The following is a 14,146-nucleotide window of genomic DNA, read 5'->3' on the forward strand; positions in this document are numbered from 1 at the left end:
TGTTCAAGCAATGAAGGCTTTCAGCCATAATTTATATTCCATTACATTTTTGTGTTGCGATAGTGTTTTTCTATTTTTTGAACAGAAAACTATTTTTGAAACAGGAGCCTATATCCTGCCGGTGGCATTCAGTGTGAATAATGGCATTGAATGGAGATAGGTTCCAACAATAACGGTGGACTTTATATGGAAAAGATCAATCTGTCACATGAGATTGATAAAGCGGCAAGCTGGTTTACCAACAATCAGGATCTACTGATTCAGTATGCGGTAAACATTGTATCTGCCATTTTGATTCTTATCGTTGGCTTATTTGTTGCCAAATTGGCTAATAAAGCGACTAAGCGTGTTATGTCACTGCGTGGTATTGATACTACCATTTCTGATTTTTTGTCCGCAATTATTCGTTATGCCATCATCGCGTTTACGATTATCGCCGTTCTTGGGAAATTGGGCATTCAGACTGCATCTGTGATCGCTGTCATCGGTGCCGCAGGTTTGGCAGTAGGTCTGGCTTTACAAGGCTCACTGTCTAATTTTGCTGCTGGTGTGTTATTAGTCCTTTTCCGTCCACTTCGTACTGGCGAATATGTCAGTATTGGGGCTGTGGAAGGAACAGTTATGCAAGTACAAATTTTCTCAACAACATTACGCACAGCAGATGATCGTATCATTGTGATCCCCAACGGTAAGATTATTGCGGACAATATTATTAATACCAGCCGTGAGCCTAACCGCCGTACCCAAATTATGGTAGGAGTTGCATATAATGCGGATATTGATGAAGTGAAAAGCGTGTTGGGTGATGTGATTAAAGCAGATAAACGTATTCAACATGAAAAAGGCGTCACGATCCGCCTGCATGAAATGGCTCCTTCATCATTGAACTTTATTGTGCGTGTATGGACCACTAATGGTGACGCCTGGAATGTATATTGGGATTTGATGGAAAACTTTAAGCGTACTTTGGATAAACACAATATCGGCATTCCATTCCCACAAATGGATGTTTATTTACACCAGCAAAATAGTGCCTTACAGAAGAAGGCGAACGAATAATCAAGATAATCGTGGTGTGAGAATTTCTCACACCAAATCTGACTTGTTTGATCGCAAGTTTGGATAAGACCATCATCATTCTTCCTAATGGTGTATTAGAATCATTCATTTTTACTAATGCATCATCTTGATTAATATGCATTGATATCGTAACTAATTGAATAACTATTAGGAATCTTTGCATGTTTTCGACATTTATTCAGGGTTTTTTCCTCAGTGCTGCCATGATCCTTCCGCTTGGGCCACAAAATGTATTTGTCATGCAGCAAGGGAGCAGAAAACAGTTCCACTTAATGAGTGCCACATTATGTTCCACCAGTGACGCATTCCTCATCATTGCAGGGATATTTGGTGGAAGCGCCTTGTTAGGGCAATCAATACTTTTATTGCAGGCGGTGACATGGGGAGGTGTTGCATTTTTGCTCTGGTATGGGTGGGGCGCTTTTCGAGCAGCACTATCAGCAGAAGTTGAACTTTCTCGTACAGAAAAAATTGTTCAAAGCCGTTGGCGAGTCATTGGGACACTATTCGCAGTCACGTGGCTGAATCCTCATGTTTATCTGGATACTTTTGTCGTATTGGGAAGCATAGGTGGGCAATTGTCAGCCGAGCTTCGGCCGTGGTTTACCACCGGAGCGGTAATGGCATCGATCAGTTGGTTTTTTGCATTGTCATGCTTGTCTGCGTGGTTTGCACCTGTGCTTAATCAACCCAGAGCACAGAGGATCATCAATATCTTTGTTGGCTGCGTGATGTGGTATATCGCCTGGAATCTTATCAAGCAAGGATACAGATTTTTTATTGATTACAATTTCTCTCTATAGATGCTCCATAGATTACTTCTCTATAAATAGTGTGCTAATGTTTTTGAAAGCACCTTACTCATGTCATTTTAGGAGGTCTTGTGAAACATAAATCACTGGTATTGGCTGCGATGATGGCTTTAGGAAGCCTGTCTTGTATGACTGCTTCCGCTGCTGATTCACTATCTATTCCCCATATTTCCACTTCTGGTAACGCGATAGTTAAAGCGACACCAGATATGGCTACTTTGGTAATCCATGTGAGTGAAACTCAAAAGAGTGCGGCAGAAGCAAAGCAAAAGGTAGACGGGCGCGTTGCGAAATATTTTGATTTTCTGAAAAACAGTGGCATCGAAAAGAAAGATATTGATGCCGCTAATCTGCGCACTCAGCCAGAATATCAATATGAGCAAAAGAGTGGAAAATCAAGTATTACGGGTTATAGGGCGTCGCGGTCGGTTGAAGTGAAAGTGCATAAACTGGAGCAACTGAATACCTTATTGGATGGTGCCCTGAAAGCAGGGCTGAATGAGATTAACTCCGTTCAGTTTGGTGTAAGTAATCCGCAACGTTACCGTGATGAGGCCAGACAAAAAGCCATTGAGAATGCTATCCAACAGGCAACTACCTTGGCGAAAGGATTCAATAGTAAGTTAGGTCCTGTATATAGCATTAATTATCGTGCGCCTGAAGCTGTGCCTGTCCCAATGAGCCGCCTGAAATACCAGGCAAATCTGTTGGCAGCACCAGCTTCTGACTCAGCCAGTGAAACTTACGAACCACAGAGTATTGAGTTTTCTGATCACGTTGATACAGTTTTTGAATTACAGCGTTAATGAGTTTCATCTTCCTGACGTAACATCTGGCGTCCTCGTTTTAGCAGGGCGTCAGTGACTTTTCTCATTGTTCCACTTTCAGGAGCAAAACGATGCCAATAAAGCATACGGCGCTGGCACAGTCCTGGTGTTAGATCGATTAACTCGCCGGCTTTTAGCTCCTTGTCAATTTGAAGGTGTGGGATCATACAACAAGTTGAACCTTGTTTTGCTAATTGAACGAAGGCTTCCGAAGAGTTCACAATATGGCAAGGTACACTTCCCGGCGATAAATCGAAATTCTGTTGTAAAAATGCTTGATGCATGTCATCTAAATGGTCGAATGCAACCGCAGGTGCTTTCAGTAATGCCGAACGTGTGACGCCATTTGGGAAAAAACGGTCTGCAAATGCTGGAGAGGCTACAAACAGGTAATCCAGAGCACCTAATTTATCAACCAAACAGCTTGGCAGAGGCTGGGACTGAATACTAATCGCCCCGACAACTTCACCACGCCGCAAACGTTCTTGAGTCCGGGTTTCATCTTCCACCTGAATATTTAGCCGAATAGGCAAATCAGACAAAACAGGGTGGAGAGCGGGTAAAAGCCACGTTGCCAGGCTATCCGCATTAACAGCCAGGGAGAGCAACAACGGGATTTCATTACTATTTTCATCACCAAGCCATTGCGCTTCCAGCAGTTCTACCTGATGTAATAGCGCAAGTAACTTTTGCCCTTGTTCTGTAGGATGGGGAGGAACAGTGCGTACCAATAGCGGCTGACCAAACATATTTTCTAATTGTTTGATTCTCTGGGATACCGCTGATTGGGTAATACAAAGTTTTTGCGCTGCTCGCTCAAAACCACGTTCTTTGATCACTGCATCGAGTGCTTGCAATGATCGGTAATCAGGACGTTTCATTGAAAATAAGGTTCTCCGTGTTTGCTCTTTTCGTGTTACAGCTCAATATTAAAACCATTATGTGGCCTAATTAGCATTATGCCATTAGCACTATGCCATATTTTTGCATGAGGTGAGCCAATATTGTTTATACTAGCCGTCAGATTTTTCCTTGTAACTGATTATAGGCTGTGATCAATATGACTCAGGACGAACTGAAAAAAGCAGTAGGTTGGGCAGCATTGGAATACGTTAAACCAGACACAATTGTCGGTGTCGGTACAGGTTCTACCGCAGCACATTTTATTGATGCGTTAGGCACTATCAAAGATAAAATTGTCGGTGCAGTGTCGAGTTCAGAAGCATCGACTGAGAAATTGAAAAGTCTCGGTATTCCTGTGTTTGACTGCAATGAGGTCGACACTTTGGATATTTACGTTGATGGTGCTGATGAAATTAATGGCCAAATGCAGATGATCAAAGGCGGCGGCGCAGCGTTAACCAGAGAAAAAATCATCGCGGCGGTTGCGAAGAAATTTATTTGTATTATTGATTCGTCTAAGCAAGTCGATGTGTTAGGCAAATTTCCTCTGCCAGTTGAAGTCATCCCAATGGCGCGGGCTTATGTGGCTCGTGAGCTGGTGAAATTGGGAGGAACACCAGTTTATCGTGAAAATGTAGTGACAGACAATGGCAACCATATTCTGGATGTCCACAATCTCTCTATTATTGATCCCATTGAATTAGAAAATAAGATCAATGGGATCATTGGCGTGGTAACTGTGGGACTCTTTGCTAATCGAGGAGCGAATGTGGTGCTGGTAGGTACTGCTGATGGCGTTAAAACGCTCACTGAATAATCATTTATTGAGGGTAGAATAGTCTGCCCTCAAAATATTTTTATATTTATTCAAAATAGAAAATTTAGTGATATATATCACGGTTTTGTCTAAAAAAGCCTCAAAATCCTGCTTTTATCTTATAACGAATTATTTTACTTTGCATAACAACTTATTTACTATTGTTTATTCTGTAATATAAGCAATCGATTGTATTGCCGTTACCGTTTTTTTTGTTATTTTGGTGCAATCGATATGCATTATAAAAGTAAGTACAACTAGGGCGGGTAAATGGTTAAGGTATCTTTAGAAAAGGACAAAATTAAATTTCTGCTGTTGGAAGGTGTTCACCAAAGTGCAGTAGATAGCCTGAAAGCGGCAGGGTACAGCAATATTGAATATCACAAAGGGGCATTAGAACCTGAAGAATTAAAAGCAGCGATTCGTGATGCTCGGTTTGTCGGAATTCGTTCCCGTACCCAATTGACCGAAGAGGTTTTTGCCGCCGCGGAAAAACTGGTTGCAGTTGGGTGTTTTTGTATTGGTACTAACCAGGTTGACCTGAAAGCCGCCGCAAAGCGTGGTATTCCGGTATTTAATGCCCCCTTTTCTAATACTCGCTCGGTCGCCGAAATGGTATTAGGTGAGCTGTTGTTGCTATTGCGCCGTATTCCTGAGGCGAATGCAAAAGCTCACAGTGGGATATGGGATAAGCAGGCAAAAGGTTGCTACGAAGCACGTGGAAAAAAATTAGGTATTATCGGCTACGGGCATATTGGTACACAGCTTGGCATTTTGGCTGAAAATATTGGCCTGAATGTCTATTTCTATGATATTGAAAATAAATTGCCATTAGGTAATGCACAACAAGTTCATCATTTGTCTGAATTGTTGAATATGAGTGATGTTGTGAGCCTGCATGTTCCTGAGACAACTTCAACCAAAAATATGATTGGTGCAGCAGAACTGGAATTGATGAAACCAGGCTCAATTTTGATCAATGCATCACGTGGTACTGTGGTCGATATTGATGCACTCAGCACGGCATTGGAAACAGGGCATCTCTCTGGCGCAGCGATTGACGTTTTTCCCCATGAACCGGCAACAAACAATGACCCTTTCATTTCACCATTAAGCCAGTTTGATAACGTACTGCTGACGCCGCATATTGGGGGATCGACGCAAGAAGCCCAGCAAAATATCGGTTATGAAGTTTCGGGTAAACTGGTCAAATATTCGGACAATGGCTCTACATTATCAGCGGTCAATTTCCCCGAAGTATCGCTTCCTGTTCATGCCAAGGATACTAACCGCTTACTGCATATCCATGAAAATCGGCCTGGTATCTTGACCAGCATTAACCAAGTGTTCACTGAGCAAGAAATCAATATTGATGCCCAATATTTGCGGACTGACAGCAACATTGGTTATGTGGTGATTGATATCACGACGCAGAATTCAGCCCAGGCTGAACTGGTTTTACAAAAACTGAAATCCTTGCCTGGCACGATCCGTTCTCGCTTGCTTTACTAAGATATAATGGCTGGTTAAAAGGTCATTGTTGATTAAAACGAAACGCATTAAAAAATAAGGGGCTATTGAAAGCACAATAGTCCCTGTTAACTCACTGAGTAGAATACTAATTCATATCCATTGCCATACTTTTTCTGGTGTAATGATCTCTGGCAGAGGAATATCCCAATTCTCACTAGGCAGTTTTGCAACTAACTGAAAATTGTGAGCTAATCCAATCGGATAAAAATTCTGTTGTTGCCATCTTGCGAGAGTCCTGTCGTAGAAACCGCCGCCCATCCCCAGTCGTTGCCCTGTACAATCGAAAGCGACCAGAGGAATAAACATAACATCAAGTTCAGAGATGGATAAAACCCGCCGGATATCCAACTGAGGCTCCTCGATATTAAAGCGGCTGCGAATAAGAGGCGTATCGGCGCAATAACGGAGAAACAGCAGGTGATTCCGGCTGAAAGGATGCAATATTGGCAAATAAACCTGTTTGTTTTGCTGCCAAAGTTGTTGAATTAGCGCACGTGTATCTAATTCCCCATCAAAGGAAAGGTAGAGGGCAATTTTATCAGCTTGCTGGATCTTAGGGTGAGCTATAGCCTGTTTAACGGCTTGGTTGGCAAATTGCGATTGTTGTTCGGGAGATAGATTTTGACGTAGTTGCCGAATTTTTTTTCTAATGGATTGACGCAGAGAAAGAGAAGAATCTGATTGCATGATACCTGCCTGTTAATCAACGCAGAAAAGGATACAAAACAGATAAAAAATGGGAGGTTCTCCAAGATGCCGTTACAGGTGGTAACCCTTGAACCCTTGGTTCAAGGTGAACGCAGAGTCGTTGCTATTAGGCTTCTTGGTCTGGCCAAGCATGCTCACAAGAAACGTAACACCACATTCTATAGAGATGAAATATCGGCTCAGGGGACTTCCCTGCTCACGAACACCTCAGAGAAAACTTTTTGCTGCTTAAACTACCTAAATAGGCTTTAAACAATGCTATGAAGCCTATTGTATGGAACTGAACGAAGAAAGCAACTGCTTATATTAATCTATAGTGATTACAGCCTGATTTATCAACAAGATTACGTTGAAGGGTAAGAGTATCAGGTAACTTTACCTTGCTCTAACAGTGCCTTTTCAATGGATTGCTGGAGCATTTTTATTTTTTGTTCCATATTGTAAGCATAATCACGGGTTTTCATCTTTTCCTGTGCCAACTCGTGACAAACATTCAGTGCTACAATAAAAACCAGTTGCTCAGTGTTAGTGACTCTGGTGCGTTCTTTAAGGTTATGCAAACGCTGATCAAGCTCCACAGCAGCAGCTTGCAACGCTTCAATCTGCTCTGTTGGACAATTGACACGTAATGACCGCCCAAAAATCTGAATATCTACTGGTTGTGCAGACATGACACCTTCCTGATTTATTATTGTGCCGATACCTTGATGTTGATATATATCCCTTATCTTTCAAATTACAGCTTTGTTGGCAGTGCTGTAATTTGGAATCTATTGGGTATAGAGTAAATTATGGTATAAAACAAGGCCGACACCAATCATTACCATACAATACCAAAAGCCTCCCTCCTTATATCGGTGTATGCTGTCTGGTATAGCGACTCCCCTTGATGGTAGCATAGCATAAACTTATATCGCCAACGATGATCAATATACATGTCTATACAAAACTCATTACCTAATTATCAATCATTTGATGAAATTTTGCATCAACAGTCCGTTGCCCTGACAGCAGCAGAAATGCATGGCTTAATTAGTGGGTTACTATGTAGTGGAAACCATAGTGGTGGAAATCACGATAGTAGTTGGCAAACACTGGTGCATGATCTGGCAAATGATGGTCTGGCATTTTCTCAGGTTCTGGCTCTGCCACTTAGGGAATTGTACGAAACGACATTTGAATTGCTGGATGACAATAATTTCGCGTTCCATCTGTTGCTCCCTGATGAAGAGGCGGGGATTTTTGAATGCGCAGATGCGTTGGCGGGATGGGTGAACCACTTTCTGCTTGGATTGGGTGTAGCCAATCCAAAAATGATAGAAAAGCCAGAAATTCAGGAAATTATCACCGATTTACGTAACATCGGCATGTTGGGCTATGATGAAAGCGAAGATCAGGAAGAACTCTCTCAAGCCCTTGAAGAAGTACTGGAATATGTCCGTGTTGCGGTTCAACTCTGCTATATCGCGTTAGCGACACCTAAAACCGCAGGCAGTGTAAAAAATGAAAAACCAACATTGCACTGATTAGTGGTTTTCACCCAATAAATTTCAGGTTGCAGTGTAATGGCAAAGAAATTAATTCTCTGGAATATAACTATTTATATCACTGGGGGAGTGGATACGACTACCAAGCTGCAACTTGGAAGATAAGGGGTATATCAACTAATAACATGGAATTGCAGGAGAGGGTATGACTAAACAAGAATATTTATCCCGTCGTCAGGCATTATTATCAAAAATGGCACCGGCCAGTGCGGCTATTATTTTTTCGGCTCCGCCTGCGACACGTAATTCAGATAGTGAATATCCCTACCGTCAGCACAGTGATTTTCTGTATCTGACAGGGTTCAGTGAACCAGAAGCGGTTCTGATACTGATCAAAAGCGACGAAACCCACAATCACAGTGTGTTGTTTAATCGTATTCGCGATTTGACTGCGGAAATTTGGTTTGGTCGTCGTCTTGGACAAGAAGCTGCATTGGAAAAATTGGGGGTGGATCGTGCCCTGCCATTCGATGATCTCAACGAACAACTCTATTTGTTGTTGAATGGCTTGGAGGTGATTTATCACGCCCAAGGCGAATTTGAGTACGCCGATAACATCGTTTTCGGTGCCTTGGATAAATTGCGTAAAAACAGTCGCCGTAACTTCAAGACACCAACGGTCATAGCAGATTGGCGCCCGTGGCTGCATGAAATGCGTCTGTTTAAATCAGAAGCTGAGTTAGAAATCATGCGTAAAGCCGGAGAAATCAGCGCGCAGGCGCATACCAGAGCGATGCAGGTTTGCCGCCCTGGCATGTTTGAATATCAGCTTGAAGCCGAAATTCACCATGAGTTTACTTATCAGGGTGCCCGTTACCCTGCTTATAACACTATTGTTGGCGCAGGAGAAAACGCTTGTATCCTGCATTACACCGAAAATGAACGTCGTATGAAAGATGGCGATTTAGTGTTAATCGATGCAGGGTGTGAATATAAGGGATATGCCGGCGACATCACACGGACATTTCCGGTAAATGGTCAGTTTACGCGCCCTCAACGTGAGATCTATGATCTTGTGCTGGAAGCCATCAACCTTTCCCTTGAACTGTACAGACCGGGAACCAGTATCAGCGATGTTACGGGGCAAGTGGTACGTGTCATGGTGAAAGGATTGGTAAAATTGGGAATTATGCATGGTGAAGTCGAACAATTGATCGAAACCAATGCTTATCGTCAATTTTTCATGCATGGTTTGAGTCACTGGTTGGGGCTGGATGTACATGATGTAGGCGATTACGGTGTTGATCGCGATCGAATTCTGGAACCAGGTATGGTGCTGACTGTAGAGCCTGGGCTTTATATTGCACCCGATGCAGATGTTCCGCCGGAATACCGTGGTATTGGTATCCGTATTGAAGACGACATTGTGATAACGGAAACAGGAAATGAAAACCTGACTGAGTTTGTCGTGAAAGATCCAGATGAGATAGAAGCTCTGATGGCACAGGTAAAGCACAGTTAAGGTTATATTAATCAGGAAGTTATAATGAACGTGATTATTGTGGGCGGAGGAATGACAGGAGCGACATTAGCTCTGGCTATTGCCTCGCTGAGTCGGGGGCAATTACAAGTCTCCTTGATTGAAGCAGCAGAACCTACCAAGGCACATCCTGGCTTTGATGCAAGGGCTATTGCCTTAGCTTATGGTACATGTCAGCGCTTACATCAGATCGGCATTTGGCCTGCATTGCAAAATTGTGTTACCCCAATAACTCACGTTCATGTCAGCGACCGCGGTAATAGCGGTTTCGTCAACATCCGCGCCAGTGACTATGATATTTCGGCATTGGGCAATGTCATTGAATTACATGATGCTGGAATTCATCTTTTTGATTTATTAAAACAATCTCCAAATATTAAACTTTACTGTCCGGCTAAAGTGAGTTCCGTTGAACGTCTAGAAAGTTCCGTGGTGGTGTCGCTGAATAGTGGCGAAAAATTGACAGGAGAGCTGCTGGTTGCGGCGGATGGTAGCCATTCTGAAATAGCCCAGGCGTGCAATATACCGTTCCAACGGCAATCTTATGAGCAGACAGCCATTATTGCCAATGTGCTGACTTCTGAACATCCTCAAGGCAGGGCATTTGAGCGTTTTACCAAACATGGACCCTTGGCGTTGTTGCCTATGTCGGAAGGACGTAGTTCGTTGGTATGGTGTCATCCACTGGAAAAACAGCCAGAAGTCAATAACTGGAGCCAATATGAATTCCTCCAACAGCTACAAAGAGCATTTGGCTGGCGTTTGGGGAAAATGTTGGGAGCCGGTCAACGACATAGTTATCCATTGGCGTTGTCGACAGCCAGCAGGCAAATTAGCCACCGTTTAGCCCTGGTAGGTAATGCCTCCCAAACCTTGCATCCGATCGCTGGGCAAGGCTTTAATTTAGGGATGCGCGATGTGATGACTTTGGCACAAATCATTTCAGCAGCGGCTACTTCTGGGCAGGATATTGGTTCCTATAAAGTACTGGCACAATATCAGCAACAGCGTCAGGCGGATCGTGAAACCACCATTGGGATCACGGATGGGTTGGTCAGGTTATTTGCCAATGACTACTTACCGTTAAAAATTGGACGTAATCTTGGTTTGATGACAATGGAAAGGCTATCCCCAATGCGGGATCTCTTTGCCCGTCAGACATTAGGTTGGGTTGCACAGCCACCATTGGCAGATTAAGAGGAAAAAAAGAATGCAATCATTTGATGTGGTGATCGCAGGGGGCGGAATGGTTGGCCTTGCGCTGGCCTGTGGTTTGCAAGGTAATGGTTTGCGCATCGCGATTGTAGAAGAGCACCCACCGACAAAGCTACTTAGTGCCAATGATGAATATGCGTTGCGTGTTTCAGCCATCAATGCAGCCAGTGAACGATTACTCATCCATCTCGGTGTCTGGCAAGATATCCTCGCAATGCGAGCCAGCCCTTATCAGGGGATGGAAGTCTGGGATCAGGATAGCTTCGGGCGCATTCAGTTTAATGCGGCGGAAAATGGCCTGACACACCTGGGACATATCATCGAAAACGGTGTGATCCGGCAAGCACTCTGGCAACGCGCGGAAAATTTGCCAGATGTGATGATCTTTACGCCATCTTCTCTCAAAAATGTTGCCTGGGGAGAAAACGAAGCTTTCATCACTTTATCTGATGGAAGGATGCTGACTTCACGCTTAGTCGTTGGTGCAGACGGTGCCCACTCTTGGCTGCGTCAACATGCAGATATTCCGCTGACTTTCTGGGATTATGAACACCACGCTTTGGTAGCGACAATTCGTACTGAGGAATCTCATGAAGGTGTCGCGCGTCAGGTTTTCCACGGTGATGGCATACTGGCTTTCCTGCCCCTGCCTGATCCTCACTTATGTTCAATTGTGTGGTCACTACCGGCTGAGTCTGCGCAACAGCGCAAATCTATGGAACCCGTGTTGTTCAATCGGCAACTAAGCGCGACATTTGATATGCGTCTTGGTCAATGTGAACTGATCAGTGATCGACAAACCATTCCATTGACCGGACGATATGCTCGCAATTTTGCCGCTCATCGATTGGCACTCTTGGGCGATGCAGCACACACTATCCACCCACTGGCTGGTCAGGGGGTTAATCTTGGATTTATGGATGTGGCAGAACTGATAGGTGAATTGAGCCGCTTAAACCTGCAAGGGAAAGACATCGGCCAGTATCTCTATTTAGGGCGTTATGAGCGTCGTCGTAAACACAGTGCTGCGGTCATGCTTGCAGGTATGCAGGGTTTTCGTCAGCTATTTGATGGCAACAACCCAGCTAAAAAATTGTTGCGCGGTATTGGGTTAACCTTGGCTGATCACTTACCAGCAATGAAGCCGCAATTGCTTCGTCACGCAATGGGTCTCAATGACCTTCCTGATTGGCTGATCTCTCAAACCTCTTCGGTTGAAAAAATCTAATTCAGCGCGTGAATTATAATTAGTTTTTCTCATGTTAGGCTAAAGTGTGTTAAGTCGATTTACTTCATACTTTAGCCTTTTTTTAATCAAAAAAGATTGTTTTTTGCCATTTGTTAAAAACTTTGAGTGTTTTTGTGCAAAAAATTAGACAAAAATTCTGCATGACAATAAGTGTCTTTTTGGATTTCTACTGCAACCTAGCCAATTTATTTTATGGTTCATTTCCTGTTTCAGTGATAACTTCTTATCCCAAGGTATCGTTTGCGTGATTAACCGCTTCTTTGCTTCATGATCCAACACCTGCCGGTTAATGCGCCGTATGTCTTTTCAGGTCACGAATGTTTTCATGTCAAGAATGTAAAGAGGGAAATAATGTCAAAACACACCCCACTATATGATCAACATCTGGCATGCGGAGCACGCATGGTAGATTTTCATGGCTGGATGATGCCCCTGCACTATGGTTCACAAATTGACGAACATCATACAGTGCGTACTGATGCCGGTATGTTCGACGTTTCCCACATGACAATTGTGGATCTACACGGCACAGGTTGTCGTGATTTTCTCCGTTATCTTCTGGCTAATGACATTGCCAAACTAACCGAGCAGGGCAAGGCACTGTATACCGCAATGTTAAATGCTTCCGCTGGCGTTATTGATGACCTGATTGTTTATTTCTTCACTGATAACTTTTACCGCATGGTTGTGAATTCAGCGACCCGCGAGAAAGACTTGGCATGGATTAACCAACATGCTGAGAAATATGACGTTGAGATTACTGTGCGTGATGATTTGGCTCTGATTGCTGTTCAGGGGCCAAACGCGCAAGTCAAAGTTCAATCATTGCTAAGTGATGAGCAGAAACAGGCGATAACTGGCATTAAACCTTTCTTTGGCGTCCAGTCGGGAAATCTATTTATTGCAACGACGGGCTATACCGGTGAAGCAGGTTATGAAATTGCACTACCTAAAGAACACGCAGCAGATTTCTGGCAGCAGTTGTTGTCTGTAGGGGTAAAGCCTGCTGGGTTGGGGGCGCGTGACACATTGCGTCTTGAAGCGGGCATGAACCTTTATGGTCAAGAAATGGATGAAACTATTTCACCACTGGCTGCCAACATGGGCTGGACAATTGCCTGGAAACCGGAAGATCGTCAGTTCATTGGTCGTGAAGCATTGGAAAGACAGCGCGAAACGGATCCTGAGCAATTAGTTGGACTGGTCATGCGTGAAAAAGGGGTATTGCGTGGTGGTTTAACTGTCAGTTTCACTGATGGTTCCGGCGAAATACGTTCTGGAGTCATTACCAGTGGAACATTCTCCCCAACCTTAGGATTTAGTATAGCCCTTGCACGTGTACCGCAGGGTATTGGTGAACAGGCGGTTGCCCAGATCCGTAATCGTGAAATTCCTGTTCAGGTTGTTAAACCTGGCTTTGTGCGGATGGGCAAATCACTTGTAGATTGAACAAAAACAAGGAGAAGGCAACGATGAGTCATGTACCAGTAGAATTGAAATATACAGAATCACATGAATGGGTTCGCTCGGAAGGAAATGGTGAATATACCGTAGGTATTACCGAACATGCCCAGAATTTATTGGGAGATATGGTATTTGTTGATTTGCCTGAAATAGGCACAGAAGTAAATAGTGGTGATGATTGTGCTGTTGTAGAGTCAGTCAAAGCGGCTTCTGATATTTACGCACCAGTGAGTGGTAAGATTATCGCGGTTAACCCTGAGTTGGCAAGCTCTCCCGAATTAGTGAACAGTGAACCTTATAACGAAGGTTGGCTTTTCCGCATTAAAATAACCGATGAGAGTGAACTCGCTAATTTGCTCGATGCCGAAAGCTATCAGTCACTCTTGGAAGAAGACGAGTAATGTTTTGAATCGCCCCATATCACTTTGTGAATGGGGCGTTTTCTTATGTGCTGTTTTTTATCGCCGATAGATTTCAAGTGACAGGCACCAAAACTGTAACTTGAAAGATA

General features: G+C 43.6%; 14 protein-coding genes and 1 other RNA gene. 11 read left to right on the forward strand and 4 right to left on the reverse strand.

Going from position 1 to position 14,146, the window contains the following annotated elements; all coding sequences use genetic code 11:
* The first annotated feature begins 186 nt into the window (after window positions 1–186).
* The 3 genes from mscS (at window position 187) to Xish_RS03670 (ending at window position 2,698) form a co-directional block, all read left to right on the forward strand.
* A complete protein-coding gene (gene mscS, locus Xish_RS03660; protein WP_099118651.1) occupies window positions 187–1,059 on the forward strand; it encodes a small-conductance mechanosensitive channel MscS in 873 nt (290 codons plus the stop codon).
* Between the two features lie 182 nt (window positions 1,060–1,241).
* On the forward strand, window positions 1,242–1,883 hold the full coding sequence (argO, locus tag Xish_RS03665) for an arginine exporter ArgO (RefSeq protein ID WP_099116765.1): 642 nt from the start codon (window positions 1,242–1,244) through the stop codon (window positions 1,881–1,883).
* An 80-nt stretch (window positions 1,884–1,963) separates the two neighbouring features.
* Window positions 1,964–2,698, forward strand: coding sequence for an oxidative stress defense protein (locus tag Xish_RS03670; RefSeq protein ID WP_099116766.1), 735 nt, complete (start codon window positions 1,964–1,966; stop codon window positions 2,696–2,698).
* Here the strand turns inward: Xish_RS03670 and Xish_RS03675 are convergent.
* Window positions 2,695–3,600 carry a LysR family transcriptional regulator ArgP gene (locus tag Xish_RS03675; protein WP_099116767.1) on the reverse strand — a complete coding sequence of 302 codons (906 nt, stop codon included), beginning with the start codon at window positions 3,598–3,600 and terminating at the stop codon, window positions 2,695–2,697. The two genes, Xish_RS03670 and Xish_RS03675, sit on opposite strands and share 4 nt — an antisense overlap.
* Window positions 3,601–3,779: 179 nt before the next feature.
* Here Xish_RS03675 and rpiA point away from each other — a divergent pair, with 179 nt between their 5' ends.
* The gene (gene rpiA, locus Xish_RS03680; protein WP_099116768.1) at window positions 3,780–4,439 is read left to right on the forward strand and encodes a ribose-5-phosphate isomerase RpiA; all 660 of its coding nucleotides are present in this window, start codon (window positions 3,780–3,782) and stop codon (window positions 4,437–4,439) included.
* A 270-nt stretch (window positions 4,440–4,709) separates the two neighbouring features.
* Window positions 4,710–5,951 carry a phosphoglycerate dehydrogenase gene (serA, locus tag Xish_RS03690; protein WP_099116769.1) on the forward strand — a complete coding sequence of 414 codons (1,242 nt, stop codon included), beginning with the start codon at window positions 4,710–4,712 and terminating at the stop codon, window positions 5,949–5,951.
* A 111-nt stretch (window positions 5,952–6,062) separates the two neighbouring features.
* Here the strand turns inward: serA and Xish_RS03695 are convergent, their stop codons facing one another.
* From Xish_RS03695 to zapA, 3 genes are all read right to left on the reverse strand, one after another.
* A complete protein-coding gene (locus tag Xish_RS03695; protein WP_099116770.1) occupies window positions 6,063–6,659 on the reverse strand; it encodes a 5-formyltetrahydrofolate cyclo-ligase in 597 nt (198 codons plus the stop codon).
* A 54-nt stretch (window positions 6,660–6,713) separates the two neighbouring features.
* Window positions 6,714–6,897: non-coding RNA, 6S RNA (ssrS, locus tag Xish_RS03700), on the reverse strand.
* 148 nt (window positions 6,898–7,045) lie between these two features.
* Window positions 7,046–7,351 carry a cell division protein ZapA gene (gene zapA / locus Xish_RS03705; RefSeq protein WP_074019253.1) on the reverse strand — a complete coding sequence of 102 codons (306 nt, stop codon included), beginning with the start codon at window positions 7,349–7,351 and terminating at the stop codon, window positions 7,046–7,048.
* A gap of 264 nt (window positions 7,352–7,615) precedes the next feature.
* Between zapA and Xish_RS03710 the strand changes: the two genes are divergently transcribed.
* From Xish_RS03710 to gcvH, 6 genes are all read left to right on the forward strand, one after another.
* The gene (locus Xish_RS03710) at window positions 7,616–8,206 is read left to right on the forward strand and encodes a YecA/YgfB family protein (RefSeq protein WP_099116771.1); all 591 of its coding nucleotides are present in this window, start codon (window positions 7,616–7,618) and stop codon (window positions 8,204–8,206) included.
* Window positions 8,207–8,372: 166 nt separating this feature from the next.
* Window positions 8,373–9,689: a Xaa-Pro aminopeptidase gene (pepP, locus tag Xish_RS03715; RefSeq protein WP_099116772.1), complete on the forward strand. Its 1,317-nt coding sequence runs from the start codon at window positions 8,373–8,375 to the stop codon at window positions 9,687–9,689.
* Between the two features lie 24 nt (window positions 9,690–9,713).
* On the forward strand, window positions 9,714–10,904 hold the full coding sequence (gene ubiH / locus Xish_RS03720; protein ID WP_099116773.1) for a 2-octaprenyl-6-methoxyphenyl hydroxylase: 1,191 nt from the start codon (window positions 9,714–9,716) through the stop codon (window positions 10,902–10,904).
* Window positions 10,905–10,917: 13 nt separating this feature from the next.
* Window positions 10,918–12,150, forward strand: a complete 1,233-nt coding sequence (ubiI, locus tag Xish_RS03725) for an FAD-dependent 2-octaprenylphenol hydroxylase (protein WP_099116774.1) — start codon at window positions 10,918–10,920, stop codon at window positions 12,148–12,150.
* Window positions 12,151–12,522: 372 nt separating this feature from the next.
* Window positions 12,523–13,620, forward strand: coding sequence for a glycine cleavage system aminomethyltransferase GcvT (gene gcvT, locus Xish_RS03730; protein ID WP_099116775.1), 1,098 nt, complete (start codon window positions 12,523–12,525; stop codon window positions 13,618–13,620).
* Window positions 13,621–13,643: 23 nt separating this feature from the next.
* A complete protein-coding gene (gene gcvH / locus Xish_RS03735) occupies window positions 13,644–14,036 on the forward strand; it encodes a glycine cleavage system protein GcvH (RefSeq protein WP_099116776.1) in 393 nt (130 codons plus the stop codon).
* The last annotated feature ends 110 nt before the right edge of the window (window positions 14,037–14,146 follow it).

This window comes from Xenorhabdus ishibashii (genome assembly GCF_002632755.1).
Lineage (GTDB): Bacteria > Pseudomonadota > Gammaproteobacteria > Enterobacterales > Enterobacteriaceae > Xenorhabdus > Xenorhabdus ishibashii.